Origin of the sequence: Streptomyces sp. NPDC014676 (assembly GCF_043084105.1) — a bacterium.
GTDB lineage: Bacteria > Actinomycetota > Actinomycetes > Streptomycetales > Streptomycetaceae > Streptomyces.
In genome coordinates this window covers 472,961-497,171 of sequence record NZ_JBIBZI010000005.1, presented here as the reverse complement: position 1 = coordinate 497,171, position 24,211 = coordinate 472,961, and the positions used below count along the sequence as shown (strand labels likewise).

Genomic DNA, 24,211 nt, shown 5'->3' with positions numbered 1-24,211 from the left:
TGCGACCGGGGCTCGCGGGGGAGGCCGCGGCGCGGTACGCGGACGAGTGGACCGTAGGCGTCGGGGACGTGAGACCGCTCGCCACGGAGATCCGTGCCCCGGTGCGGGAGGGCGGTCCGACCGTGCGGCCGGGCCGCTGCCCGAGGAGCGTCCCCACCCCCTCGACGACGAGGTGCTCGCGCGTCTGAGAGCCTGACGATCCTCGTCCCGCGATCTTCGCGCTCTGCGCCTGGAGGTACTCATGAAGCGTCTCGTCACGGTGGTCACCGGTGGCAGCCGGGGAATCGGCGCCGCGACCTGTCTGCGGCTCGCGGCGGAGGGGCACGACGTGGCGGTGAACTACGTCCGGGACGCCGCGGCCGCCGAGGACGTGGCGGAGAGGGTGCGGGCGGCCGGGGCGCGGGCCGTGACCGTGCGCGCGGACACGTCCGTCGAGGCGGATGTCGACCGTCTCTTCGAGGTGGCGGAACGGGAACTCGGGCCGCTGACGGGACTGGTGAACAACGCGGCGGTGACGGGGCCGCTGGGGCGGTTCACCGAGGTCGGGACGGACGTCCTGAGGCGGGTCGTCGACGTCAACCTCATCGGTACGCTGCTGTGCTCGCGGCGGGCGGCGCAGCTCATGACGCCCCGGGGCGAGGGCGTGATCGTGAACATCTCCTCGGGTGCCGCCACCCTGGGCAGTCCCGGCGAGTTCGTGCACTACGCGGCGACGAAGGCCGCCGTCGACACCCTGACCCTCGGCCTGTCCAAGGAGCTCGGCCCGGACGGCATCCGGGTCAACGCGGTCGCGCCGGGCGCGATCGACACGGAGATGCATGCCGCCATGGGAGCCCCGGACCGTGCCCGGGAGATGGCCGGGAGCATCCCGCTGCGGCGGGCGGGACAGGCCGGGGAGATCGCGGCGGCCGTGGCGTGGCTGATGTCGCCGGAGGCCTCGTACACCACGGGGACGGTGCTGAGAGTGGCGGGTGGGCGCTGAGCCGCGGCGCGGGAGGGTCAGGCCGCCTTGACGACGCGGCCGCGGATCGCCGCCGCCCACTCGACCACCAGCAGTTCGTACTGCTCGCGTTCCTGGGCGGACAGGGACCCGCCCGCGCGCAGCCACAGCGCGCGGATCTGCTCGTTGATTTCGGCGGCGGACCGCACGGAACCAGGGGTCACTAAATCGGGGGACATGCGGACAAGCCTAGGGCCAGGGACTGACAGTGCGCTACCGGACGGCTACGCGCACCGTATGTCTTCGGTCACGTGCCCGAGTCACGTTCCCGCCGGGGCGCCGTTCCCGACGGGGAGGTGTGTTCCCCGTCGGGACTCAGCCCGCCGACTCCGCCGCGTGCGGGCTGAGGGTGCCCATGGCGACCAGCACGATGATGACGATGCCGAGCGCGATGCGGTACCAGACGAAGGGCATGAAGCTCTTGGTCGAGATGAACTTCATGAACCAGGCGATCACCGCGTACCCGACGGCGAAGGCGATCACCGTCGCGAAGAGCGTCGGACCCCAGGAGACGTGCCCGCCCTCCGCGGCGTCCTTCAGTTCGAACGCGCCGGAGGCCAGCACCGCGGGGACGGCGAGGAGGAAGGAGTAGCGGGCCGCGGCCTCGCGCCGGTAGCCCATGAACAGACCGCCGCTGATGGTGGCGCCGGAGCGGGAGACACCCGGGATGAGGGCCATGGCCTGGCAGACGCCGTAGATCAGACCGTCCTTGACGCTCAGGTCCTTCAGTTCCTTGCGCTGCCTGGCCACGCGGTGCCGGCCGCCGCTCTCGCTCCGCGCCGCGAGGCGGTCGGCGACGCCGAGCACGATGCCCATGCCGATCAGCATCGCCGCGGTGAGCCGCAGATCGCGGAACGGACCCTCGATCTGGTCCTTGAGCGTCACCCCGAGCACGCCGATCGGGATCGAGCCGACGATGACGAGCCAGCCCATGCGCGCGTCCTGGTCGCGGCGCATCTCCTTGTTCGTCAGCGAGCGGGTCCAGGCCGACAGGATCCGCCCGATGTCCTTGCGGAAGTAGATCAGGACCGCGGTCTCCGTGCCGATCTGGGTGATCGCGGTGAAGGCCGCGCCCGGGTCCTCCCAGCCGGAGAAGGCCGCGGTCAGCCGCAGGTGCGCGCTGGAGGAGACGGGCAGGAACTCGGTCAGCCCCTGGACGAGTCCGAGGATGAGTGATTCGAACCAAGACATGAGGTAGCGGAGTCCAAGTGCCGATCGTGGGACGGGCGACGGCGCACCGCACCGCCGTGAGCGGTGATCAGGCGCGCCGAGGGGGAAGCGTAGCGCCCCAAGATGAACAGTCCCGCCACAGGGGCTCCACGGCCCCTCCCTTGGTGGAAAGCCGGCGGTTCAGGCCGCCGTGGGGCCGCTCACCGTCCACCCCGGCGCCTGCGGATGCGAGGTCAGGTCCTCGTGACGCGCCTCGTCGCCGCAGGCCCGGCAGGTGACGACCGGGACGAACTCGTTGCCGCAGGCGTGCTCGAGCACCATGGGCAGGTCGCCGTCCTGGTGCAGGTGGCGGTCGCCCCACTCCTTGAGGGTCAGCAGGACGGGCTCCAGTTCCAGCCCCGCCCGGGTGGGCCGGTACTCGAAGCGCTGCGGGCGCTCGCTGTAGGGGTGCTTGGCCAGGATCCCGGCGTCGACCAGCCGCCGCAGCCGGGTGGCCAGGATGTCGCGCGGAGCGCCGATGTTGCGCACCAACTGGTCGAAGCGGCCGTTGCCCAGGCACACCTCGCGCAGGACGAGCAGGGAGTACTTCTCGCCGACCAGCGCGAGCGTGTCGGCGATCGAGCAGGGACGCGGGTCTTTGGAGGCGGCCATACGGCCGAGTCTAGAGGAGGGTTTGCTTTTCCAACTCATAGGGTTATGGTGAGTTCGGATTTCCTACTCACCGGTACGTCGTCCTGAACCGGTCCCGGCCAAGGAGGCCCGCCCATGCGTGACGCAGTCGTCGTCGAAGCCGTACGCACCCCCATCGGCAAGGGCAAGCCGCAGGGCGCCCTCGCCCATGTCCACCCCGTCGAACTCCTCGCCCACACCCTGCGCGCCCTCGTCGAGCGCTCCGGCGTGGACCCCGCGCTGATCGACGACGTCATCGGCGGCACCGTCGACCAGGTCGGCGAGCAGGCCATGAACACCACCCGCTACGCCGTCCTCTCCGCCGGTCTGCCGGAGTCCGTCCCGGCCACCACCGTGGACCGCCAGTGCGGCTCCTCCCAGCAGGCCGTGCACTTCGCGGCGCAAGGGGTCATGTCCGGTGCGTACGACCTCGTCGTCGCCTGCGGCGTGGAGTCCATGAGCCGGGTGCCGATGTGGTCCAACGTGCCCGCCGGCAAGGATCCCTTCGGTCCCGGAGTCGCCGGGCGCTACCCGGAAGGGCTCGTCCCGCAGGGCATCAGCGCCGAACTCATCGCCGCCAAGTGGTCGATCAGCCGCGAGCGGATGGACACCTTCGCCGTCTCCTCGCACCGCAAGGCCGCCGAGGCCTGGAACGCCGGACTGTTCGACGCCGAGGTCGCACCGCTCGACGGCGTCACCCGCGACGAGTGCGTACGGCCGGACAGCACCACCGAGACCCTGGCCGGCCTGCGGCCCGCCTATCACGACCCGGTCTTCGCCGAGCGCTTCCCGCAGATCGAGTGGAACGTCACCGCGGGCAACGCCAGCCCCGTCAACGACGGCGCCTCCGCCGTGCTCATCACGTCCGGCGAGACCGCCGCCCGCCTCGGCCTGCGCCCGCTCGCCCGGCTGCACAGCTTCGCCGTCACCGGCTCCGACCCGCTGCTGATGCTCACCGGCGTCGTCCCGGCCACCGAGAAGGTGCTGCGCCGCGCCTCCCTGTCGCTCGACGACATCGACCTGTTCGAGGTCAACGAGGCGTTCTCCAGTGTGGTCCTGGCCTGGCAGCAGGAGACCGGCGCCGACCTGGCCCGGGTCAACGTGCACGGCGGCGCCCTCGCCCTCGGCCACCCGCTCGGCGCCAGCGGCACCCGGCTGACCACGACCCTGGTCCACGCGATGCGCGAACGCGGCGCCCGCTACGCCCTGCAGACCATGTGCGAGGCCGGCGGACTCGCCAACGCGATGATCCTGGAGCGGATCTGACGCACCGCCGGCCGGCTCACCGTCCGCGCAACTGGTGCCGCTTGCGCCACGCCACCACCGCGCCCGCCAGACCCGGTACGGCGATGCAGGCCAGCGCGATCAGGAAGGCCGGGGACGTCGGCGTCGACGCGCGGGCGCCGGCCACCACGTAGGCGGCGGTGTTCGGGACCGAGCCGAGCGCCGTCGCCAGCAGGAACGGCAGCAGGCCCATGCGGGAGACCGCGGCGCAGTAGTTGGACGCGGCGAACGGGATGCCCGGGAACAGCCGGGCCGCCAGCATCGAGCGGAAGCCGTGCCGGCTGAGCTGGTCGTCCGCGGCCTTCAGCCAGCGTCCGCGCAGCAGCGGACGGAGCGCCTCCTGACCGAGAGCCCGCCCCAGGCAGAAGGCCAGCCCGGCGCCCAGCACCGTGCCGCCCAGCGCCGCGCCCAGGCCGAGCTGGGAGCCGAACAGCGCGCCCGCGGCCAGGTTCAGCAACGGGCGCGGCACGAACGCCACCGTGCACACCCCGTAGGCCACCGCGTACGCCACGACCGCCGCGGCCCCGCCGAGCCGGTCCGGCCAGCCGTCGGTGAGCAGCCGCTGCGGCTCGAACGCGAGCATCAGCGACGCGGCGGTGACGAGGATCACGACGAGCAGGGACAGCCGTGACCGGGGCGACAGCAGGAGTCTGGCGCACCGGGCGGCGAATCCGGTGGCCGTGGCCGGCGGCAGTGACGCGGCGAGGTCCGTGGCGGTGGCCCGGGGAGAGGCCGTGGCGGTGCCCCCAGAGCGGGTGGTGGCATCGAGCATTCGGTGACACTAACCGACAAATATGTGTGATCGCCGTAGTGTTCGTCTCATGCGCGTCACAGAGGACGGTACGGCGACGCCACCGGTGCCGGGCAGCCCGCTCGCCGACATGGTGCTGGAGCGGCTCACCGCCGCGTACGGGCCGGCGGCAGACCCGGAACGGGCCGTGGCGATGCGCGCCTACATGAAGGACGTCGCCCCCTTCCTCGGCCTGACCACCCCGGTCCGCCGCGCCCTGTCCCGCACCGTCGTGGAAGGGCTGCCCCGCCCCGATGAGGCCGACTGCACGGCCGTCGCGCTGCGCTGCTGGGAACTGCCCGAGCGCGAGTACCAGTACTTCGCCGTGGACTATCTGCGCCGTCACGTACGGCACTGCTCCTCGGGCTTCCTGCCCGTCGCCCGGCACCTCGTCACCACGGTCCCCTGGTGGGACACCGTCGACCCGCTCGCCGCGCACGTCGTCGGGGCGCTGGTCGCCGCCGACCGGAGCCTCACCGCCGAGATGGACGAATGGATCGGTGACGACGACATGTGGCTCGCCCGCACCGCCCTGCTCCACCAGTTGCGCTACAAGGAACGCACCGACACCGCGCGGCTCTTCGACCACTGCCTGCGCCACTCCGGCCACCGGGACTTCTTCGTCCGCAAGGCCATCGGCTGGTGCCTGCGCGAGTACGCCAGGACCGACCCCGACGCCGTACGGGCCTTCCTGGCGCGCGAACAGGGACGGTTCGCGCCGCTGTCGGTACGGGAGGCGCTGAGGAACATCGGCGCCCGGTAGCCGGCCCGGCCCGGCGCGGCGCGGCGCGGAAAACCATTCGACGCGGGGCGGGCCGTCGGCAAGGATCGACGCCATGTTCCGGTACGCCTTCCACCTCGCAGCATCCGCGGTCGCGGATGCCCCGAAGGCTGCCGTTCCCGCCTTCCTCGCCGCAGTCGACGGCGCCCGAAGCTGACCCTCCCCGGATCGCCCGGCGGACCCCCAGGGGGAGGGTCGGCCAGGTTCCTGGGGTCCCCGTCCCGGCCGCGCGCCGATCCGCCGCGCCCGGGGCCGTCACGCGTCACCACGCGTCATCACCGAGAGGCTTCGAGGTACCGCCATGTCCAAGACGGCGTACGTCCGCACCAAACCGCATCTGAACATCGGCACGATGGGCCATGTCGACCACGGCAAGACCACCCTGACCGCCGCCATCACCAAGGTCCTCGCCGAGCGCGGCTCCGGCGGTTTCGTCCCGTTCGACCGCATCGACCGGGCGCCGGAGGAGGCCGCGCGCGGCATCACCATCAACCTCGCGCACGTCGAGTACGAGACCGACACCCGGCACTACGCCCACGTCGACATGCCCGGCCACGCCGACTACGTCAAGAACATGGTCACCGGCGCCGCGCAGCTCGACGGGGCGATCCTCGTCGTCTCCGCGCTCGACGGGATCATGCCGCAGACCGCCGAACACGTGCTGCTCGCCCGCCAGGTGGGTGTCGACCACATCGTCGTCGCCCTCAACAAGGCCGACGCGGGCGACGAGGAACTGACCGACCTGGTCGAGCTGGAGGTCCGCGACCTGCTCTCCGCGCACGGCTACGGCGGCGAGTCCGCGCCCGTCGTACGGGTCTCCGGGCTGAAGGCGCTGGAGGGCGACCCGCGCTGGACGGCGTCGATCGACGCGCTGCTCGACGCGGTGGACACGTACGTGCCCGTGCCCGAACGGTACCTGGACGCGCCGTTCCTGCTGCCGGTGGAGAACGTGCTCACCATCACCGGCCGGGGCACCGTCGTCACCGGCGCGGTGGAGCGCGGCACGGTCCGCGTCGGCGACCGGGTCGAGGTGCTCGGCGCCGAGGCGGAGACCGTGGTGACCGGTCTGGAGACCTTCGGCAAGCCCATGGAGGAGGCGCAGGCCGGGGACAACGTGGCGCTGCTGCTGCGCGGGGTGCCGCGCGACGCGGTGCGACGCGGGCACGTGGTGGCCGCGCCGGGCAGCGTGGTGCCGAGCCGGCGCTTCACGGCGCGGGTGTACGTGCTGTCGGCCCGCGAGGGCGGCCGCACGACACCGGTGTCGACCGGGTACCGGCCGCAGTTCTACATCCGTACGGCGGACGTCGTGGGTGACGTCGACCTCGGCGAGGTGGCCGTGGCGCGACCCGGGGACACGGTCATGATGACCGTCGAACTGGGACGGGACGTGCCCCTGGAGTCCGGGCTCGGCTTCGCCGTCCGCGAGGGCGGCCGCACGGTCGGCGCCGGCACGGTGACGGCGGTCGGCTGAGCGGCGGAACGGCTGCCCGCCCCCGTACAGGGGGCGGGCAGCCGTCCGTACGGACGACGGCACAATGGGACGGTGAGCGAGCCCATCCCCGTGACCCGCGCCGTCGATCACGGCACCGCCAAACTGATGCCCGACGTCGACCGGGAACGGGCCTGGCTGCTGACCGTCGACGGGGCACCGCAGTCCTACGTCGACCTCGACGAGCCGACGCATCTGGAGTTCGAGTACGCGCGGCGGCTCGGGCACGTCCTCGACACCGTGGGCGAGCCGGGGCGCCCCCTGGACGCCCTGCACCTCGGCGGCGGCGCGCTCTCCCTGCCCCGCTACCTGGCCGCCACCCGCCCCGGCTCCCGGCAGCACGTCGTGGAGTTCGACCGGGGACTGCTGGAACTGGTCGCCGAGCACCTGCCCCTCCCCGCCGACGCCGATGTCACGCTGCACGCGGCGGACGCCCGCGCCTGGCTGGAGACCGCCCCCGACGACAGCGCGGACGTCCTGGTCGCCGACGTCTTCGGCGGCTCACGGGTCCCGGCGCATCTGACCTCCGTCGCCTACGCGCGGGAGGCCGCGCGTGTCCTGCGGCCCGGCGGGGTCTACCTCGCCAACCTCGCGGACGCGGCCCCGTTCGCCTTCCTCCGCTCCCAGCTCGCCACCCTGGGGACGCGGTTCGAGGAGCTGGCGCTGATCGCCGAGCCGGGAGTACTGCGCGGCCGCCGCTTCGGCAACGCGGTCCTGGCCGCCGCCCACCGGCCCCTGGACATCGCCGCCCTGTCCCGCGCCACCGCCGCCGACGCCTTCCCCGCGCGGGTCGAGCACGGCGCGGCCCTGCGGGACTTCACCCGCGGTGCGCGCCCGGTGCACGACGAGGACGCCGTACCGTCCCCCAAACCCCCGGAGGGGGCCTTCGGCATCGGCTGAGGCGGCGCCCGTACCGAGTCCGCCGACGGGCGTTCGGTGGTGGCCGGTGCGGTGTTCGTGCCGGGTCCGGCGGTGTGGTCCCGTGCGACGTGGCGCGTGGCGCGCCCGTCATCCGAGTCCGCCGACGGGGCGTTCGGTGCCGGCTGACGCGCTGTCGGCGTTCGGGGCCGCGCCGGTGATCCGGAGGGTTCGGCGGCGCAGGTTCCGTACGTCCGGGACGCACAGCACCGCCGCCGTGACGACCACGACCAGCGCTGCGCAACCCCACAGCGCCTCCGGGCGGCCGAACGCCGTCTCCGCGGGGCCCGCCAGGGCCATCGCCGCCGGCACCAGCGCGACCGAGCCGAACCAGTCGTACGCCGAGACCCGGGACAGCTTCTCCTCCGGTATCTCCTGGTGCAGAGCGGTCATCCAGGAGACGCCGAACACCTCCAGCGACACACCGGTCACGAACATCACCGCGCACAGCACGGTGACCGGCGCCGGCACGGCGAGCGCGGCGGACGGCAGGGCCAGCGGGAACACGCACAGGGTGCCGGCGAACAGCAGACGGCGCGGCTGCCAGCGGGTCATCAGCAGCGCGCCCGCCACCGTGCCCCCGCCGAAGAAGGCCAGCGCCACGCCCCAGGGCCCGGCGCCGCCCAGGTGGTCCCGGGCGACGAGCGGACCGTAGACCGCGTCGGCCGCGCCGACGACCGCGTTGGCGACGGAGAACTGGACGACGACGCCCCACAGCCAGGGCCGCCCGGTGAACTCCCGCCAGCCCTCCTTGAGGTCGGCGAGCATGCCGCCGCCAGGGGCGCGCGCCGGTATGTGCCTCACGTCGAGGAACGCCCGCAGCGCGGCGGCGACCGCGAACGCCACCGCGTCCGCCGCCAGCACCCAGCCGGGCCCGATCGCGGCGACCATGGCGCCGCCCAGCGCGGCACCGCCGAGGGTCGCCCCGTGCATCGCCATCCGGAACACCGCGAACGCCCGGCCGGCCTCCTCGCCCCGCACCGACGACAGCAGCATGCCCTCGGCGGCCGGGTTGAAGAACGCCTGACCGGTACCGCCGAGCGCGCTGAGCAGCATCATCTGCCACAGCCGCGCCTCGCCCGTCAGCACCAGCGCCGCGAACGCGGCCTGCGAGACGCAGTTCAGGGCGTTGGCCGCGACCATCACCCGGTGCCGCGGCAGCCGGTCCGCGACGGCACCGCCGATCAGCAGGAACAGCACCAGCGGCAGGGTGCGGGCGGCGGCCACCAGACCCACGTCGCCGCCGTCGCCGCCCGAGCCCAGCACGGCGAACGCGGCGGCGATCAGCGCGCCGTGGCTGCCCAGGTTGGTCACCACGGCGGCGGCGGTCAGCAGGGAGTAGTTGCGGCCGGCCCAGGCGGGGCGGCGGCGGATGACGGTGGTCGGCACCCCGTGACTATCGCCGGGCCGCGGCCGACTTGCCAAATGGGCCGCCGCCCTCCTGGCCTGCTCTACGCCCCCTGCGGCCCGTCCTCCGTCAGGCGCACCGTGCTGAGGATCTTCTGCACGGTCTCCTCCGGGATCTCGTCCTTGACGCCCTTCGCGCCGTACAGGTTCCAGGTGACGAAGTCCCCGGCGCCGTTCTTGAAGGCGAACGTGATCGCCTTGCCCTCGCTGTCGCACTTGCCGTTCTGCGGCGTGTTCTCCGAGTGCGACGTGGCGACGTGGCCCTTGAGGCCCGATGCCGTGGTGTACGCCTTCGGCTTGTCCTGCTTCACACTCTTCTTGTCGGGCTGCGTGTACCCGCCGTAGATCCACCACGGCACGCGGGTCTCGGCCGCCTCCTGGGTGGTCTTGGCGCCGTTCTCACCGCGGGTTCCGGCGGTGGCGAGGGCGGTGTCCTCCTCGCGGCCGTCCTTGTTGTCGTCGCTCGTGCACCACTTGGACTTCAGATACGCGGGAGCGGTGACGGTGGTGCGGTCCATCTCGCCGTCCTTCTCCTCCCACTCGAAGCCCACACTGGTGCCGGGCGTCTCGATCTCCCAGTCGGCGGGGACGTCGAACTTGGTGCCGAAGCGGGTGTTGACGACGACCTGCCAGCCCGGAATGGTCGCCTTCTCCCCCTCGCCGCCGCGCGGGTTGTCGTCCGAGGCGGAGGCGCTCGGTTCGGCGGAGGTGTCCTTGGTCGCCGTCGCGGTCGGCTTGGCGCCCTTCTTGCCGTCGGCCTCGTCGTCCTTGTCGCCGCCGAGCACCAGGAACCCCGTGACACCGGCGGCCACGACGACGGCCGTCGCGGCGATGATCGCCACCAGCTTCGTCCGGTTCCCGCCCCCGCCCTGCGGTGGCTGCGGCCCGCCCGCCACGGTCTGCGCGCCCCATCCGGGCTGCTGCTGATACGGGTTCGGCTGCTGGTAGCCGGGCTGCTGATACGGATTCGGCTGTTGGTACCCCGGCTGCTGGTACGGGTTGTTCGACTGCGGGTTCTGCTCGCCCCCGGGCGGCTGCTGTCCTGGCCACATGGGCAGCCACCCTAGCCGCGCCAGGGACACGATGGGGTCACCGCCCTTTGACAGGGACGTAGCAAACCGGATGCCGCGCGGCATGGCGGGTTGAGGCTACTCGTGGGTAACCTGCGTTCATGAGCGCAGACCAGATGTCCATCGGCGAGATGCTCGCCGCCACGGTGCCCATGGCCCGGACCCTCAACCTCCAGTTCCTGGAGACCACGCCCGAGCGGGCCGTGGTGGCCCTGCCGGACCAAGCCGACTACCACAACCACGTGGGCGGGCCGCACGCCGGCGCGATGTTCACCCTCGGTGAGTCGGCGAGCGGCGCGATCGTGCTCGCCGCGTTCGGGGACCAGCTCGCGCGGGCCGTGCCGCTGGCCGTCAGCGCCGAGATCGCCTACAAGAAGCTGGCGATGGGCCCGGTCACCGCCACCGCGACCCTCGGCCGCCCGGCCGCCGAGGTCGTCGCCGAACTCGACGGGGGCGTGCGCCCCGAGTTCCCGGTCTCGGTCGCCATCCGCCGCGAGGACGGCGCCGTCACCGGCGAGATGACCGTCGTGTGGACCCTGCGTCCCAACGGCTGACCACCGGCACACCGGCGGGGCCGGTAGGCTTCCCGTTCGTGCGCCGGGACCGGCGCACGAACGGCGGACCGGGAGGACAGGGCGTTGCACGTGCAGGAGTGGCTCGAGACCGTACCCGCGGTCGCCGTGTACGCCCTGGTGGGGCTGGTCATCGGACTGGAGAGCCTGGGCATCCCGCTGCCGGGCGAGATCATCCTGGTCTCCTCCGCGCTGCTCGCCTCCCAGCACGGCGACATCGACCCGGTGGTCCTCGGCGCCTGCGCCACCGCCGGCGCGATCATCGGCGACTCCATCGGCTACGCCATCGGCCGCAAGGGCGGACGGCCACTGCTGGCCTGGCTGGGCGCCAAGTTCCCCCGTCACTTCAGTGAAGGGCACATCGCGACCGCCGAGCGTTCCTTCCAGAAGTGGGGCATGTGGGCCGTCTTCTTCGGCCGCTTCGTGGCCCTGCTGCGCATCTTCGCCGGCCCGCTCGCGGGCGTGCTGCGGATGCCGTACTGGAAGTTCCTGATCGCCAACGTCCTCGGCGGCATCGTCTGGGCGGGCGGCACCACCGCCGTCATCTACTACGTGGGCATCGTCGCCGAGTCGTGGCTGAAGCGCTTCTCCTGGCTGGGCCTGGTACTGGCGGTACTGATCGGCGTGACGTCGATGCTGGTCCTGAGGCGCAAGGCGAAGAAGGCGACCCCGGAACCAGTCGTCGCCGCCGAGTAGAAGCGCCCCGAAGGGGCGCGGGGCCGTGCCGATGTGCGGCTCCGCGCGTGGGCGCGAGAAGCCCGGTCGACCCAAAGCCCCCACCGTCACCTCTCGTGCTGTTCCCGGTGAACCCCGGCCAGTTCCGCGTACATCGTGCCGTTGAGTGTGAGCCCCTCGCGCTCCTCGGAGCTCAACTCCCGCCGCACCTTCGCCGGCACCCCCGCCACCAGCGACCCCGGCGGCACCCGCATCCCCTGAGGCACCAACGCCTGCGCGGCGACAAGAGACCCCGCGCCGATCACGGCGCCATTGAGCACCGTCGCCCCCATCCCGATCAGGCAGTCGTCCTCGACGGTCGCCCCGTGCACCACGGCGTTGTGCCCGATGGAAACCCGCTCGCCCACGCTGACCGGGAACCCCGGATCGGCGTGCAACGTGCAGTTGTCCTGCACGTTGCTGCTCGCCCCGACGGAGATCCGCTCCACGTCACCGCGCAGCACCGCCCCGTACCAGACGCTCGCCCCCGCGTGCAGCGTCACATCCCCGATCACCGAGGCCGTGGGTGCCACGAAGGCGTCCCCGTCCACCTTCGGCTCCTTGCCCCCGATACCCGTGATCAGCGCGCGGTGCGTCATCGCCCTCTCCTCCACACGACGTCGTAGACACCCCGCACCGTACGCCGGCCCGGTGGGGTGAAGATCACAGGGGCGTGGGCCCGTCCCCGGGGTGCCCGCCGACTACGGTGAGCGGGTGCCGAAGCGCAAGAACACGTTCTCGTCCTGGCCGCGCCGCCTCGCTCAGCGCGCGGTCCACGCGGGCTGGGCCTGGGCGCAGCGCACGGGCTCGGTGACCGCCGAGCACCCCGGCCGCTTCCGCTTCGGGGCGATGGGAACAGGTACCAGGCTCGCCTTCCCGCTCGGCACGGTCTTCGGTGAACCCTGGATCCGGATCGGCGCGCACTGCATCGTCGGCGAGCAGGTCACCCTCACCGCCGGTCTGATGCCCGGCCTCGACCTCGGCCCCGAGCCGATCCTGCGCATCGGCGACGGGGTCGTGCTGGGCCGCGGCAGCCACGTCATCGCCGACACGACGGTCACCATCGGCAACGACTGCTACTTCGGACCGTACGTCTACGTCACCTCCACCAACCACTCCTACGACGATCCGCACGAACCCATCGGCAAGCAGTGGCCGCGGATGGAGCCGGTGGAGATCGGCCCCGGCTGCTGGATCGGCACCGGCGCGGTGATCCTGCCGGGGGCACGCGTCGGGCGGAACGTGGTGGTGGCCGCGGGCGCGGTGGTCCGGGGCACGGTGCCCGACCACGCCGTGGTCGCGGGCGCCCCGGCCCGTGTCGTACGCCGCTGGACCCCCGCCGACGGCTGGCAGCCGCCGCTGCGCACCCCGGCGCCCGTACCGATCCCGGAGGGCATCACCCCGGAGCAGTTGCGGGCGCTGTCGGAGCTGGACGAGGAGGACGTCGCACGGCTCGCGGAGCTGGACGAGGAGGACGCGGTCCGGCTCGCCGAGCTGGAACCCGAGGGCTGAGCCGTCCTCACCCGGTCGTGGGCGGCGCCGATTCCGGTCGCAGTACAGTGCGACGGACGACCGGGTCCGCCCCGCGGCAGCCGGACACAGAGCCCCGGTCGCCCCACATGCTGGACGGAACGGACGGAACGTGTCGGACCTCGACCTGCTGACCCAGTCCCTGGCGCGCAACGTCAGACGCTGGCGCACCGAGCGCGGCTTCACGCTGGACGCGCTCGCCGCGCGGGCCGGTGTCAGCCGCGGCATGCTCATCCAGATCGAACAGGCCCGCACCAACCCGAGCATCGGCACGGTCGTCAAGATCGGCGACGCGCTCGGCGTCAGCGTCCCCACCCTGCTCGACTACGAGCGTGGCCCGGAGGTCCGGATCGTCCCCGCCGACCAGACCGTGCGGCTGTGGCACACCGAGGGCGGCAGCTACAGCCGGCTGCTCGCCGGCACCGAGGCGCCCGGCCCGCTGGAGATGTGGGACTGGCGGCTCATGCCGGGCGAGAGCAGCGACTCCGACCCGCACCCCGCCGGCACGGTCGAACTCGTCCACGTCACGTCCGGGGAACTGACCCTCACCGTCGACGGAGCGGAGCACCGGGTGCCGGCCGGCGCCAGTGCCTCCTTCGAGGCCGACACACCGCACACGTACGGCAATCGGGGCGACGCCCCGATGGAGATGATCATGACGGTCTCGGTGCCTCCCGTGCACTGAGGCGCCCCTGTTACGGTGCGGCCATGCGCGCACCCATCGGAGACTTCGACCACGCCACCCCCACCCCCGACTGCCTCGACGAGCTGACCGCCCCGGTCGCCGCCGCCGTCCGCGCCTGGAGCGGCAGCGTCCCCGCGGACCAGATCCTCTACGTCGACACCGATCCGCGCTGGGCGGACACCGCCGTCTTCGTCGAGCACTACGGCCAAGAGCTGCTGGAGCGGTCGGCGAACTGCGTGGTGGTGGCGGGCAAGCGCGGCGGAGAGACCACACTCGCCGCCTGTGTCGTCCTGTCCACCACCCGGCTCGACGTCAACGGCGTCGTACGGCGTCACCTCGGCGCCCGCAAGGCGTCCTTCGCCCCGATGGACACGGCCACGGGGGAGACCGGCATGGAGTACGGCGGCATCACCCCGGTCGGACTGCCCGGCGACTGGCCGGTATTGGTGGACGCGGCCGTCGTGGACCTGCCGTACGTGCTCGTCGGCAGCGGCCGGCGGCGCGGCAAGCTGCTGGTGCCGGGCAAGGCGTTCGCGGAGCTGCCCGGAGCGGTCGTGCTGGAGGGACTGGGAGCGGCCTGAGCGGTCGTGCCGGAAGGGCAGGGAGCGGCCTGAGCTCACCGCACCGCGTGGTGGGCGAGCGGCAGGTGCGGATCCGCCGCGCCGGGCACCGGTTCCGGGTCGGCGTGGACCAGGGCCGCGGTCAGCCGGGGGACGGCGTGCAGCAGCGCGTGCTCGGCCTCGACGGCGACGCGATGGGCCTCGCGCACCGTCGCCCCGCCGTCCACCACGACCGCCACCTCCGCGCGCAGCCGGTGGCCGATCCAGCGCAGCCGCAGTTCACCCACCCCGCGTACCCCCGGAACCGCCGTCAGGGCCCGCTCGGCCCGGTCCACCAGCGCCGGGTCGACGGCGTCCATCACCCGCCGGAACACCTCCCGCGCGGCGTCCCGCAGCACGAACACGATCGCCGCCGTGATCGCCAGCCCCACCACCGGGTCCGCGTACCGCCACCCCAGGGCCGAGCCGCCGGCGCCCAGCAGCACCGCCAGCGAGGTGAACCCGTCCGTACGGGCGTGCAGCCCGTCGGCGACCAGCGCGGCCGAGCCGATGTCACGCCCGACCCGGATGCGGTACCGGGCCACCCACTCGTTGCCCGCGAACCCGGCCAGCGCCGCGACGGCGACCACCGGGACGTGCGCGACCGGGCGCGGGTCCAGCAGCCGGTCGAGCGCCGTCCAGCCGGCGAAGGCCGCGGACGCGGCGATCGTCAGCACGATCGCGATGCCCGCCAGGTCCTCCGCGCGCCCGTAGCCGTAGGTGAAGCGGCGGGTGGCGGCGCGCCGCCCCAGGACGAAGGCGATACCCAGCGGCACGGCGGTCAGCGCGTCCGCCGCGTTGTGCACCGTGTCGCCGAGCAGCGCCACCGAGCCCGACACGGCCACCACGGCCGCCTGCGCCAGCGCCGTCACGCCCAGCACCGCGAGCGAGACCCACAGGGCGCGCATGCCCCGGGCCGAGGACTCCAGCGCGGAGTCGAGCCTGTCGGCCGTCTCGTGGGAGTGCGGAGTGAGGAGGTGGGCGAGGCGGTGGAGCGGCGAAGCCCGGTGGTGCCCGTGCTCATGACGGTGGTGGCGGTCGCTCATGGTCGTCCCCTTCCGGTGCGCGGGTGGACGCGGCGGCGCCCACCCCGCCATTATGTGCGTATGAGCGCACGCATGCACCTGTCACCTGCGCACGACGCGCACCCGCGCACACCCGGCGAGGAGCACTTCGCGCTCGCGGCGGAACTGCTCGCCCTGCTCGGCGACCGCACCCGGCTGACCCTGCTGCACGCCCTGACCGGCGGCGAGGCCGATGTCACCACGCTCACCGAGGCCTGCGGCGCGGCCCGGCCCGCGGTCAGCCAGCATCTGGCGCGGCTGCGGCTCGCGGGTCTCGTGGACACCCGCAAGAAGGGCCGCCGGGTGATCTACTCCCTGCGCGACGGCCATCTGCGGCGGCTGGTGGACGAGGCGCTGAACGTGGCCGACCACCGGATCGGCGACCGGCCTCCGCACGACTGACGGGCCCGCCTCAGTACCGCGCGGCCGTGCCCAGGTACTGCTCCGCGAAGGCGGCAGCGGCGGCGGGGGAGGAGAACAGGCGGCGCAGCCGGGCGGCCGTGGTGCCCGCGCGGAAGGGGTCGCCCGCCGCACTGCCGTGGTACAGCTCCGACAGCCACTGCGAGAACTCCTGGTAGTCCCACACGCGCCGCAGACACTCCTGCGAGTAACCGGCCAGTCCGCTGTCGTCGCCCTCGGCCAGTCGGGCGACCAGCGCGTCGCCGAGCAGGAACGCGTCGTGCAGGGCGAGGTTCATGCCCTTGGCGGCGATCGGCGCGACCAGGTGGGCCGCGTCCCCGGCCAGGAAGAGCCGGCCGGACGCCATCGGCTCGGTGACGTAGTCGTGCATGTCCAGCACGCGCTTCTCGATCAGCCGCCCCTCGGCGATCGGGGCCGCTCCGGCCGCCCCGAGACGGCGCCGCAGCTCAGCCCAGACCCGCTCGTGCGGCCAGGCGTCCGGGTCGTCGCCGGGCGGGCACTGCAGGTAGTAGCGGGTCACCTCGGGGCTGCGGGGCATCTGACCGGCGAAGCCGTCCGGATGGCAGCCGAACAGGACGCAGTCGGCGGACGGCGGAGCCTCGGCGAGCAGGGCCAGCCAGCCGATGCCGTAGTCGTGCCGTGCCACCCGGACCCGCTCCGGAGCGAGGGCGGCCCTGGTCACCCCGCGGGCTCCGTCGCAGCCCGCGACGAAGTCACAGGCGACGACCTCCCGCCGACCGGTCTCCGGACAGACGTACGACACCGAGGGACGGCCGCCGTCCAGGTCGTGCAGCCGCACGTCGCGCACACCGAACCGCACGGCTCCGCGCCGCACGTCCGCGTACTCCCGCACCAGGTCCGTCACCAGCGACGGCTGCGGATACACCCAGTGGTGACTCCCCGCCAGCTCCCGGTAGGAGAAGCGGTACCGCTCCCCGCCGAAGCGGAACTCACACGCGGTGTGCAGACCGGCCCGCTCCAGCAGGTTCCGCGCGAGACCCCGCCGCTCCAGACCCCGTACCGCCCACTCCTCGATCACCCCGGCCCGCGGCCGCCGCTCGATGACCTCCCGGCTCTCCGTCTCCAGGACCAGGCACTCCAGACCGGCCGCCCGCAGGATGTTGCCCACGGTGAGCCCGGCGGGCCCGGCACCCACGACGACGACCGGAAAGCGTCGCGAGGAAAGGGAGTCGAGGCGGGGGGAACGCTCGTCCATCGCGCCATTATGGCGGCCCGGCGCCCCCGGGACAGGTCCTAACCGAGCCGGGGTATCTCGATCGCCGGACAGCGGTCCATCACCATCTCCAGGCCCGCCGCGCGGGTCCGCTCGTAGGCCGCCTCGTCGATGACGCCGAGCTGGAACCACACCGCCCCGGCACCCCTGGCCACCGCCTCGTCCGCGACGGCCCCGGCCAGGTCACTGTTGACGAACACGTCCACGACGTCCACCGGGAAGGGAATGTCCGCGAGGGAGGCGTAGCCCTGCTCGCCGTGCACGGTCTCGGCCTTCGGGTGCACCGGTACCACCCGCTTGCCGAACCGCTGGAGCACCTGGGCGACCCCGTACGCCGCGCGCTGCCGGTTCGACGACAGGCCGACCACGGCCCAGGTGTCACCGAGTCCGGTGAGGATCTTGCGGACCGTCGCCTCGTCGCCGTACACCGTAGGCCTCCCGGGAGTCGTGAAAGAGCTGTCGCCCCGCACAACGAAGCGGGACGCGTGGTGATTCCCGGAACCGCCCGTCCTCCGCCGGGGGGTGGACTGTACCGGCCACCGGGCCGCCCGGCGCCGGGAACCGCACACGGCGACCCGAAAAGCGGCCCGGATACCTGCGTACGCCCGCTCACGCGCCTACGCTCGCCTCGTGCTGCGCATCACCGACGCCCGAACCGGCGAACCCGTGGACGCCGCCCCCGCCCGGCGGGGCCTGATCCGGGTCGAGGCCCACACCCAGGGGTCCGACCCGACGAACCTGCGTGTGCTGCTCGTCGCCGACCTGCTCGTACGCGCCCTGGAACTCGGCGGCACGCCGGTCTGGGCGCTGCTCACCGGCGATCGGCGGCGGGCGGAACTCCGCGCGGCGGGCGCGGCCCTCGGGGTCCGGCCCTTCGAGGACGGCGGGGACACCGGCACCGGCCTGGGCGAGGCCCAGGTACTGCACGTGGTGAGCGAGGGCGGCGCGACACCCGACGGAGTGCGCGTCGCCGTGGCCCCCGCGCACGGGGAGGCGGCCGGCGCCGACCCCGCCGCCCTGCGCCTGGCCCTGCTCGCCCGCCCCAGAAGCGAGCCCGTGACGATCGGCCCGGCCGCCCTGGGCGACGCCGCCGGAACCCTCGGCCGCTGGCGCCGCGCGGTCGCCGACTGGGCGCGACGGCCCTCGAAGCCGGTCCCCGACGCGGTACGCGCCGATCTGCGCACCGCGTGGGAGGACGATCTCGACACGGCCGGCGTGCTGGGCGTCCTCCGCGCGGTGGAGACGGACCCCGGCCTGGCGGACGGCGCCCGCTTCGAGACGTACGCCTACGCCGACCGGCTGCTCGGTCTCGACCTCACCCGGGACCTGGGATCCCCGGCATGATCGAGCGTGCCGGACCGGGACCGCTGCGCCGCCTGGTCGTCCTGCGCCACGCCAAGTCCGCCCGGCCGGAGGGCGTCACCGACCACGAGCGCCCCCTCGCCCCGCGCGGCCTCCGGGACGCACCCGCCGCCGGACGCGCCCTCGCCGAGGCCGACTGCCTGCCGGGCCTCGCGCTGTGCTCCACCGCCGTCCGGGCCCGCCGCACCTGGGAGCTGGCCGCCGCGCAGTGGGGCACACCCCCGCCGGTCCGCCACGACCCCCGCCTGTACCACGCCGACGTCCCCGAACTGCTGGACGTGGTGCGCGAGACACCGGCCGAGGTCGAGACGCTGCTGCTGATCGGACACAATCCGGGGCTGGAGGACCTCGTCCTGACCCTGGCCGGCGACGGCCTGGACGACACCCTGGACCGCGTCCGCGCCAAGTTCCCCACCTCCGCGATCGCCGTACTGTCCTGGCGCGGCGCCGCATGGCGGGACCTCACCCCCGGTGCCGCCCTCCTGACGTCGCTGACCGTGCCCCGGGGCGGGCACCGGTAGCCCGCGCGGAGACGCATAGGCTGGCCGGATGCAGGACGAGTACCGCACCGTCGCCCGCGCGGGTGTGCACGAGACCGAGATCAACCGCTCCCGCTTCCTGTGCGCCCTCGCCCCGGCGGCCACCGAGCAGGAGGCGCAGGACTTCGTCGCGGCCGTCCGCAAGGAGCACGCCGACGCCACCCACAACTGCTGGGCGTACGTCATCGGCGCCGACGCCTCCACCCAGAAGGCCAGCGACGACGGGGAGCCCGGCGGCACCGCCGGCGTCCCCATGCTCCAGATGCTGCTCCGCCGCGACATGCGGTACGTCGTCGCCGTCGTCACCCGCTACTACGGCGGCGTCAAGCTCGGCGCCGGCGGCCTCATCCGCGCGTACGGCGGCGCCGTCGGCGAGGCACTGGACACCCTCGGCACGATCACCCGGCGCCGCTTCCGGCTGGCCACCGTGACCGTCGGCCACCAGCGGGCCGGCAAGGTCGAGAACGACCTGCGCGCCACCGGACGCGAGGTGCGCGACGTGCGCTACGGCGAGGAGGTCACGATCGAGATCGGCCTCCCGGACGCCGACGTGCCCGCCTTCCGCGCGTGGCTCGCCGACATCACCGCCGGGACGGCCCGGTTCGAACTGGGCGGGGAGGCGTACGGGGACGCGTGACCGGTCCGTGTTCAACCCTTTTGAGGGCATGAAGGAGGAATGCGCACCGGGTCATGACGGAGCGATACGGGAGTTACCGCCCGTGCTGTCGGGCCCTCCGGTTACGCTGCGGGGATCATGAGACTGCTGCACACTTCCGACTGGCACCTCGGCCGGTCCTTCCACCGGGTCGGCATGCTCGGTGCCCAGGCCGAGTTCATCGGCCACCTCGTCGGCACCGTGCGTGAGCGCGAGGTGGACGCGGTGGTCGTGTCGGGAGACGTGTACGACCGCGCGGTGCCGCCGCTCGCCGCGGTCGAGCTGTTCGACGACGCCCTGCACCGTCTCGCCGGCCTCGGGGTGCCGACGGTGATGATCTCCGGCAACCACGACTCGGCCCGCCGTCTCGGCGTCGGCGCCGGGCTCATGGGGGGCGCCGGCATCCATCTGCGGACCGAACCGTCCGCGTGCGGCACGCCCGTGGTGCTGTCCGACGAGCACGGGGACGTCGCCTTCTACGGGCTGCCGTACCTCGAACCCGCGCTGGTGAAGGACGAGTTCGCGGTGGAGAAGGCCGGTCACGAGACGGTGCTCGCCGCCGCCATGGACCGCGTCCGCGCGGACCTCGCCACCCGCGCGCCCGGCACCCGCTCGGTCGTCCTCGCGCACGCCTTCGTCACCGGCGGCCAACCCAGCGACAGCGAGCGGGACATCACCGTCGGCGGGGTGGCCGCCGTGCCCGCCGGGGTGTTCGACGGCGTCGACTACGTGGCGCTGGGGCATCTGCACGGCTGCCAGACCCTCACCGAGCGGGTGCGCTACTCCGGCTCCCCGCTGCCGTACTCCTTCTCCGAGGCCGGCCACCGCAAGAGCATGTGGCTCGTCGACCTGGCCGCCGACGGGGCGGTCACCGCCGAGCGCGTGGACTGCCCGGTGCCGCGCCCGCTGGCCCGGATCCGCGGCACCCTCGAGGAACTGCTCGCCGACCCCGCGCTGGCACCGCACACGGAGGCGTGGGTCGAGGCGACCCTCACCGACCCGGTCCGCCCGGCCGACCCCATGGCCCGGCTCACCGAGCGCTTCCCGCACACCCTCAGCCTCGTCTTCGACCCGGCCCGGACGGCGGACGACCCCGCGGTCTCCTACGCCCGCCGCCTCGCCGGCCGCGACGACCAGCAGATCGCCGAGGACTTCGTCGCCCATGTGCGCGGCGCGGGACCCGACCCGCACGAACGGGCCGTCCTGCGGGACGCCTTCGACGCGGTCCGCGCGGACGACGCGGTGCGGGAGGTGGCGCGGTGAGGCTGCACCGGCTGGACATGACGGCCTTCGGGCCGTTCGGGAACACCCAGAGCGTCGACTTCGGCGAGCTGTCCGCCGCGGGGCTCTTCCTGCTGCACGGCCCCACCGGCGCCGGCAAGACCTCCGTCCTGGACGCCGTCTGCTACGCGCTGTACGGTTCCGTCCCCGGCGCCCGGCAGAGCGGTCAGGGCATGACCCTGCGCAGCGATCACGCCGCCCCGGGCGTCCGCACCGAGGTCACCCTCGAACTCACCGTCGCCGGACGCCGGCTGGAGATCACCCGGCAGCCGCCCTGGGAGCGTCCCAAGAAGGGCCGCCGCGCGGGCACCACGGTGGACAAGGCCCAGACCTGGCTGCGCGAACGCGACGCCGCCTCGGGCACCTGGAAGGACCTCAGCCGCTCGCACCAGGAGATCGGCGAGGAGATCACCCAGCTCCTCGGCATGAGCCGGGAGCAGTTCTGCCAGGTCGTGCTGCTGCCCCAGGGCGACTTCGCGCGCTTCCTGCGCGCCGACGCCGAGGCCCGCGGCAAGCTGCTGGGCCGCCTCTTCGACACCCGTCGCTTCGCCGACGTCGAGAAGCGCCTCGCCGAACGCCGGCGGGCCGCCGAGTCCCGGGTGCGTGAGGGCGACGCCGACCTGCTCGCCGACGCGCACCGGATGCAGCAGGCCGCGGGCGGCTCCATGGAACTGCCCGAGCTCACGCCGGGCGAACCGGGACTGGCCGAGGCCGTGCTGTCCGCCGCCGCCGTCGCCCGCAGCACCGCGCGGGAACAGCTCACCGCCGCCCGCTGCCGCCTCGCCACCGCCGAGTCCGCCCTCGCCGGCGCCGGCCGCGCCCTGGACGCCGTACGCGAACGGGACCGGCTGCAACGGCGGTTCGCCGAGGCACGGGAGCGGGCGGACCGGCTTCGGGAGCGGTCCGGCGTTCATCACGAGGAGCGGACCCGCATGGAGCGGGCCCGCAAGGCCGAGACCGTCGCCCCCGCCCTGGAGCTGCGGGACTCCGCCGGGGCCGAGCACGCACGGGCGGCCGGTGCCGAGCTGCGCGCGCGTGCCCTGCTCCCGGCGCCCCTCGCGGACGCGGGGGCGGCCGGGCTCGCGGCCGCCGCCCGCCGGGCCGCCGAGGAACTGGGCGGGCTGGAGTCGGCCCGCCGCGCCGAGCGGCGGCTGACGGAACTCCTCGGTGAGCGCGCCGACCTGGACCGCCAGGAACGTGCCGACGAGGAGGCGCGGGAGGACGCGGAGACCTGGCTCGCGGACTGGGAGGAGACCCGCGCGGGTCTGCAGGCCGGCATCGAGTCCGCTCAGCAGGCCGCGACCACGGCCCGTGAACTCGCCGTGCGGCGCGACCCCGCACGGCAGCGGCTGAACGCCGCGCGGCTGCGCGACCGGCTGGCCGGGGAGACGGAAACGGCCGAGGAGCAGGTCCGCGCCGCCCGGGAGCGGGCGCTCGCGGCGAAGCAGCACTGGCTCGACCTCAAGGAACAGCGGCTGAACGGCATCGCCGCCGAACTGGCCGCCGGTCTCACCGACGGCGAACCCTGCGCGGTCTGCGGCGCCACCGAACACCCCGACCCCGCCCGCAAGGACGCCGGGCACGTCGACCGTGAGACGGAGGAACGCGCCCTCGCCGGCCACCAGCGCGCCGACGACCAGCGCGCGCAGGCCGAACAGCGGCTCGGCGCCCTGAGGGAGGCACTGGCCGCCGCGAGCGCCGAAGCCGGGGACGGCGCCACCGAACAGCTCTCCCGCGCGGTGGACGAGTTGGAGCGGCAGTACGCGCAGGCGCGGGACGCGGCCTCCGTGCTGCACGCCGAGCAGGAACGGCTGCGCCGCGCGGAGGACGAGCACGAGCTGCGGATCACCGCCCAGCGGGAGGCGGCCGTCCGGGCCGCCTCCCGCGTGGGCCACCGCGAGCGGCTGGACCGCGAACACGCCGCGCTGGAGGAGGAGCTGGCGCAGGCGCGGGGGGACGCCACCAGCGTGGCCGCGCGCGCCGCGCAGCTGGAGCGGAGCGTCGGACTGCTCACGGACGCCGCCGACACCGCCCGCGCCGCCGAGGAAGCGGCCCAGCGGCTCAAGGAGGCCGACGCCCGGCTCGCCGACGCCGCCTTCCGCGCGGGCTTCGACACCCCGGAGGCCGCCGCCGAAGCCCTCCTCGACGACGCGGCCCACCGCGAACTCCAGCGGCGCCTGGACGCCTGGCAGCACGAGGAGGCCGCCGTACGGGCCGTCCTCGCCGAGCCGGAGACCGTCGCCGCCGCACAGCGGCCGCCCGCCGACCTCGGCTCCGCGCAGCGGGCCGCCGAGGACGCGGACCGCAGGGTGCGTGAGGCGGTCTCCGCGCGGGACGCCGCCGAACGGCGCTGCGCCGAACTCGACCGGCTCTCCGCGCGGGCCGCCGCCTCGGTGCGCCGGCTGGGTCCCCTGCGCGAGGAGTACGAGCGGGTGGCCCGTATGGCCGGACTCACCGCGGGCACCTCGGCGGACAACGAAAGGAAGATGCGCCTGGAGTCGTACGTCCTCGCCGCCCGCCTGGAACAGGTCGCCGCCGCCGCGACCGTACGGCTGCACCGCATGTCGTCCGGCCGGTACACCCTCGTCCACTCCGACGACCGCACCGGCCGCGGCCGCAGCGGACTCGGACTGCACGTGGTCGACGCCTGGACCGGACGGGAGCGCGACACCGCGACCCTCTCGGGCGGCGAGACCTTCTTCGCCTCGCTCGCCCTGGCGCTCGGTCTCGCGGACGTGGTCACCGACGAGGCGGGCGGGGTCCGGCTGGACACCCTCTTCATCGACGAGGGTTTCGGCAGCCTCGACGACCAGACCCTCGACGAGGTCCTGGACGTCCTGGACTCCCTGCGCGAACGCGACCGCAGCGTGGGCATCGTCAGCCATGTCGGCGATCTGCGGCGCCGGATACACGCCCGGCTGGAGGTCGTGAAGGGACGCTCGGGCTCGGAGCTGCGCCGGCACGGCACCCGCTGAGGG

General features: G+C 73.8%; 26 protein-coding genes. 16 read left to right on the top strand and 10 right to left on the bottom strand.

Annotated features, from left to right (window positions below; genetic code table 11):
* The first annotated feature begins 241 nt into the window (after window positions 1-241).
* On the top strand, window positions 242-982 hold the full coding sequence (locus ACF1DX_RS17825; protein ID WP_391792087.1) for an SDR family NAD(P)-dependent oxidoreductase: 741 nt from the start codon (window positions 242-244) through the stop codon (window positions 980-982).
* Window positions 983-999: 17 nt separating this feature from the next.
* Here ACF1DX_RS17825 and ACF1DX_RS17820 read toward each other — a convergent pair whose 3' ends face one another.
* The 3 genes from ACF1DX_RS17820 to ACF1DX_RS17810 form a co-directional block, all read right to left on the bottom strand.
* Window positions 1,000-1,179: a hypothetical protein gene (locus ACF1DX_RS17820; protein ID WP_030865293.1), complete on the bottom strand. Its 180-nt coding sequence runs from the start codon at window positions 1,177-1,179 to the stop codon at window positions 1,000-1,002.
* A gap of 136 nt (window positions 1,180-1,315) precedes the next feature.
* Window positions 1,316-2,191, bottom strand: a complete 876-nt coding sequence (locus ACF1DX_RS17815; RefSeq protein WP_391792086.1) for an undecaprenyl-diphosphate phosphatase — start codon at window positions 2,189-2,191, stop codon at window positions 1,316-1,318.
* A gap of 159 nt (window positions 2,192-2,350) precedes the next feature.
* The gene (locus tag ACF1DX_RS17810) at window positions 2,351-2,821 is read right to left on the bottom strand and encodes a winged helix-turn-helix transcriptional regulator (RefSeq protein ID WP_383341395.1); all 471 of its coding nucleotides are present in this window, start codon (window positions 2,819-2,821) and stop codon (window positions 2,351-2,353) included.
* Between the two features lie 114 nt (window positions 2,822-2,935).
* Here ACF1DX_RS17810 and ACF1DX_RS17805 point away from each other — a divergent pair, with 114 nt between their 5' ends.
* Entirely contained in the window at window positions 2,936-4,105 is a 1,170-nt protein-coding gene (locus tag ACF1DX_RS17805) for a thiolase family protein (protein ID WP_391792085.1), read from the top strand.
* A 16-nt stretch (window positions 4,106-4,121) separates the two neighbouring features.
* Here ACF1DX_RS17805 and ACF1DX_RS17800 read toward each other — a convergent pair whose 3' ends face one another.
* Window positions 4,122-4,895: a TVP38/TMEM64 family protein gene (locus ACF1DX_RS17800; RefSeq protein WP_391792084.1), complete on the bottom strand. Its 774-nt coding sequence runs from the start codon at window positions 4,893-4,895 to the stop codon at window positions 4,122-4,124.
* A gap of 49 nt (window positions 4,896-4,944) precedes the next feature.
* Between ACF1DX_RS17800 and ACF1DX_RS17795 the strand changes: the two genes are divergently transcribed.
* The 3 genes from ACF1DX_RS17795 (at window position 4,945) to ACF1DX_RS17785 (ending at window position 8,083) form a co-directional block, all read left to right on the top strand.
* The gene (locus tag ACF1DX_RS17795) at window positions 4,945-5,676 is read left to right on the top strand and encodes a DNA alkylation repair protein (RefSeq protein ID WP_391792083.1); all 732 of its coding nucleotides are present in this window, start codon (window positions 4,945-4,947) and stop codon (window positions 5,674-5,676) included.
* Window positions 5,677-5,995: 319 nt separating this feature from the next.
* Entirely contained in the window at window positions 5,996-7,165 is a 1,170-nt protein-coding gene (gene tuf, locus ACF1DX_RS17790) for an elongation factor Tu (protein WP_391792082.1), read from the top strand.
* A 72-nt stretch (window positions 7,166-7,237) separates the two neighbouring features.
* Window positions 7,238-8,083, top strand: a complete 846-nt coding sequence (locus tag ACF1DX_RS17785) for a spermidine synthase (protein WP_391792081.1) — start codon at window positions 7,238-7,240, stop codon at window positions 8,081-8,083.
* Between the two features lie 108 nt (window positions 8,084-8,191).
* Here ACF1DX_RS17785 and ACF1DX_RS17780 read toward each other — a convergent pair whose 3' ends face one another.
* Both ACF1DX_RS17780 and ACF1DX_RS17775 read right to left on the bottom strand, forming a co-directional pair.
* Complete coding sequence (locus ACF1DX_RS17780) at window positions 8,192-9,490, bottom strand: MFS transporter (RefSeq protein ID WP_391792080.1); 1,299 nt, start codon at window positions 9,488-9,490, stop codon at window positions 8,192-8,194.
* A 62-nt stretch (window positions 9,491-9,552) separates the two neighbouring features.
* A complete protein-coding gene (locus ACF1DX_RS17775) occupies window positions 9,553-10,560 on the bottom strand; it encodes a hypothetical protein (protein ID WP_391792079.1) in 1,008 nt (335 codons plus the stop codon).
* A 134-nt stretch (window positions 10,561-10,694) separates the two neighbouring features.
* On the opposite strand from ACF1DX_RS17775, the gene ACF1DX_RS17770 reads away from it, so the two are divergent.
* Both ACF1DX_RS17770 and ACF1DX_RS17765 read left to right on the top strand, forming a co-directional pair.
* A complete protein-coding gene (locus ACF1DX_RS17770) occupies window positions 10,695-11,132 on the top strand; it encodes a DUF4442 domain-containing protein (protein WP_217135657.1) in 438 nt (145 codons plus the stop codon).
* A gap of 84 nt (window positions 11,133-11,216) precedes the next feature.
* On the top strand, window positions 11,217-11,846 hold the full coding sequence (locus ACF1DX_RS17765) for a DedA family protein (protein ID WP_391792078.1): 630 nt from the start codon (window positions 11,217-11,219) through the stop codon (window positions 11,844-11,846).
* Between the two features lie 86 nt (window positions 11,847-11,932).
* Here ACF1DX_RS17765 and ACF1DX_RS17760 read toward each other — a convergent pair whose 3' ends face one another.
* Window positions 11,933-12,463, bottom strand: a complete 531-nt coding sequence (locus ACF1DX_RS17760) for a gamma carbonic anhydrase family protein (protein ID WP_391792077.1) — start codon at window positions 12,461-12,463, stop codon at window positions 11,933-11,935.
* Between the two features lie 115 nt (window positions 12,464-12,578).
* On the opposite strand from ACF1DX_RS17760, the gene ACF1DX_RS17755 reads away from it, so the two are divergent.
* The 3 genes from ACF1DX_RS17755 (at window position 12,579) to ACF1DX_RS17745 (ending at window position 14,660) form a co-directional block, all read left to right on the top strand.
* Window positions 12,579-13,376 carry an acyltransferase gene (locus ACF1DX_RS17755; protein ID WP_391792076.1) on the top strand — a complete coding sequence of 266 codons (798 nt, stop codon included), beginning with the start codon at window positions 12,579-12,581 and terminating at the stop codon, window positions 13,374-13,376.
* Between the two features lie 130 nt (window positions 13,377-13,506).
* On the top strand, window positions 13,507-14,079 hold the full coding sequence (locus ACF1DX_RS17750) for a helix-turn-helix domain-containing protein (RefSeq protein WP_391792075.1): 573 nt from the start codon (window positions 13,507-13,509) through the stop codon (window positions 14,077-14,079).
* A 23-nt stretch (window positions 14,080-14,102) separates the two neighbouring features.
* Window positions 14,103-14,660 (top strand): YbaK/EbsC family protein, encoded by a 558-nt coding sequence (locus tag ACF1DX_RS17745; RefSeq protein WP_391792074.1) that lies wholly within the window; start codon window positions 14,103-14,105, stop codon window positions 14,658-14,660.
* A gap of 35 nt (window positions 14,661-14,695) precedes the next feature.
* Here the strand turns inward: ACF1DX_RS17745 and ACF1DX_RS17740 are convergent, their stop codons facing one another.
* Complete coding sequence (locus ACF1DX_RS17740) at window positions 14,696-15,724, bottom strand: cation diffusion facilitator family transporter (protein ID WP_391792073.1); 1,029 nt, start codon at window positions 15,722-15,724, stop codon at window positions 14,696-14,698.
* A 60-nt stretch (window positions 15,725-15,784) separates the two neighbouring features.
* Between ACF1DX_RS17740 and ACF1DX_RS17735 the strand changes: the two genes are divergently transcribed.
* A complete protein-coding gene (locus tag ACF1DX_RS17735) occupies window positions 15,785-16,144 on the top strand; it encodes an ArsR/SmtB family transcription factor (protein ID WP_391792072.1) in 360 nt (119 codons plus the stop codon).
* Window positions 16,145-16,154: 10 nt separating this feature from the next.
* Here ACF1DX_RS17735 and ACF1DX_RS17730 read toward each other — a convergent pair whose 3' ends face one another.
* Both ACF1DX_RS17730 and ACF1DX_RS17725 read right to left on the bottom strand, forming a co-directional pair.
* Entirely contained in the window at window positions 16,155-17,378 is a 1,224-nt protein-coding gene (locus tag ACF1DX_RS17730; protein WP_391792071.1) for a 4-hydroxybenzoate 3-monooxygenase, read from the bottom strand.
* Window positions 17,379-17,416: 38 nt separating this feature from the next.
* Window positions 17,417-17,824: a CoA-binding protein gene (locus ACF1DX_RS17725; protein WP_030865347.1), complete on the bottom strand. Its 408-nt coding sequence runs from the start codon at window positions 17,822-17,824 to the stop codon at window positions 17,417-17,419.
* A 202-nt stretch (window positions 17,825-18,026) separates the two neighbouring features.
* Between ACF1DX_RS17725 and ACF1DX_RS17720 the strand changes: the two genes are divergently transcribed.
* The 5 genes from ACF1DX_RS17720 to ACF1DX_RS17700 all read left to right on the top strand — a co-directional run bounded on the left by ACF1DX_RS17720 (window position 18,027) and on the right by ACF1DX_RS17700 (window position 24,208).
* The gene (locus ACF1DX_RS17720; protein WP_391792070.1) at window positions 18,027-18,740 is read left to right on the top strand and encodes a hypothetical protein; all 714 of its coding nucleotides are present in this window, start codon (window positions 18,027-18,029) and stop codon (window positions 18,738-18,740) included.
* Window positions 18,737-19,279 (top strand): SixA phosphatase family protein, encoded by a 543-nt coding sequence (locus ACF1DX_RS17715; protein WP_391792069.1) that lies wholly within the window; start codon window positions 18,737-18,739, stop codon window positions 19,277-19,279. Before ACF1DX_RS17720 ends, ACF1DX_RS17715 begins: the two co-directional genes overlap by 4 nt.
* Window positions 19,280-19,307: 28 nt before the next feature.
* Entirely contained in the window at window positions 19,308-19,934 is a 627-nt protein-coding gene (locus ACF1DX_RS17710) for a YigZ family protein (protein WP_391792068.1), read from the top strand.
* Window positions 19,935-20,051: 117 nt separating this feature from the next.
* The gene (locus tag ACF1DX_RS17705; protein ID WP_391792067.1) at window positions 20,052-21,215 is read left to right on the top strand and encodes an exonuclease SbcCD subunit D; all 1,164 of its coding nucleotides are present in this window, start codon (window positions 20,052-20,054) and stop codon (window positions 21,213-21,215) included.
* Window positions 21,212-24,208 carry an AAA family ATPase gene (locus tag ACF1DX_RS17700; RefSeq protein ID WP_391792066.1) on the top strand — a complete coding sequence of 999 codons (2,997 nt, stop codon included), beginning with the start codon at window positions 21,212-21,214 and terminating at the stop codon, window positions 24,206-24,208. The genes ACF1DX_RS17705 and ACF1DX_RS17700 overlap by 4 nt, the downstream gene beginning before the upstream one ends.
* Window positions 24,209-24,211: the final 3 nt, after the last annotated feature.

Coding starts and splice junctions, on each gene's coding strand:
- ACF1DX_RS17705 (WP_391792067.1), top strand. CDS start 20,052: ATGAGACTGCTGCACACTTCCGACTGGCACCTCGGCCGGTCCTTCCAC.
- ACF1DX_RS17730 (WP_391792071.1), bottom strand. CDS start 17,378: ATGGACGAGCGTTCCCCCCGCCTCGACTCCCTTTCCTCGCGACGCTTT.
- ACF1DX_RS17715 (WP_391792069.1), top strand. CDS start 18,737: ATGATCGAGCGTGCCGGACCGGGACCGCTGCGCCGCCTGGTCGTCCTG.
- ACF1DX_RS17820 (WP_030865293.1), bottom strand. CDS start 1,179: ATGTCCCCCGATTTAGTGACCCCTGGTTCCGTGCGGTCCGCCGCCGAA.
- ACF1DX_RS17805 (WP_391792085.1), top strand. CDS start 2,936: ATGCGTGACGCAGTCGTCGTCGAAGCCGTACGCACCCCCATCGGCAAG.
- ACF1DX_RS17825 (WP_391792087.1), top strand. CDS start 242: ATGAAGCGTCTCGTCACGGTGGTCACCGGTGGCAGCCGGGGAATCGGC.
- ACF1DX_RS17745 (WP_391792074.1), top strand. CDS start 14,103: ATGCGCGCACCCATCGGAGACTTCGACCACGCCACCCCCACCCCCGAC.
- ACF1DX_RS17710 (WP_391792068.1), top strand. CDS start 19,308: ATGCAGGACGAGTACCGCACCGTCGCCCGCGCGGGTGTGCACGAGACC.
- ACF1DX_RS17735 (WP_391792072.1), top strand. CDS start 15,785: ATGAGCGCACGCATGCACCTGTCACCTGCGCACGACGCGCACCCGCGC.
- ACF1DX_RS17775 (WP_391792079.1), bottom strand. CDS start 10,560: ATGTGGCCAGGACAGCAGCCGCCCGGGGGCGAGCAGAACCCGCAGTCG.
- ACF1DX_RS17740 (WP_391792073.1), bottom strand. CDS start 15,724: ATGAGCGACCGCCACCACCGTCATGAGCACGGGCACCACCGGGCTTCG.
- ACF1DX_RS17760 (WP_391792077.1), bottom strand. CDS start 12,463: ATGACGCACCGCGCGCTGATCACGGGTATCGGGGGCAAGGAGCCGAAG.
- ACF1DX_RS17810 (WP_383341395.1), bottom strand. CDS start 2,821: ATGGCCGCCTCCAAAGACCCGCGTCCCTGCTCGATCGCCGACACGCTC.
- ACF1DX_RS17815 (WP_391792086.1), bottom strand. CDS start 2,191: ATGTCTTGGTTCGAATCACTCATCCTCGGACTCGTCCAGGGGCTGACC.
- ACF1DX_RS17770 (WP_217135657.1), top strand. CDS start 10,695: ATGTCCATCGGCGAGATGCTCGCCGCCACGGTGCCCATGGCCCGGACC.
- tuf (WP_391792082.1), top strand. CDS start 5,996: ATGTCCAAGACGGCGTACGTCCGCACCAAACCGCATCTGAACATCGGC.
- ACF1DX_RS17800 (WP_391792084.1), bottom strand. CDS start 4,895: ATGCTCGATGCCACCACCCGCTCTGGGGGCACCGCCACGGCCTCTCCC.
- ACF1DX_RS17795 (WP_391792083.1), top strand. CDS start 4,945: ATGCGCGTCACAGAGGACGGTACGGCGACGCCACCGGTGCCGGGCAGC.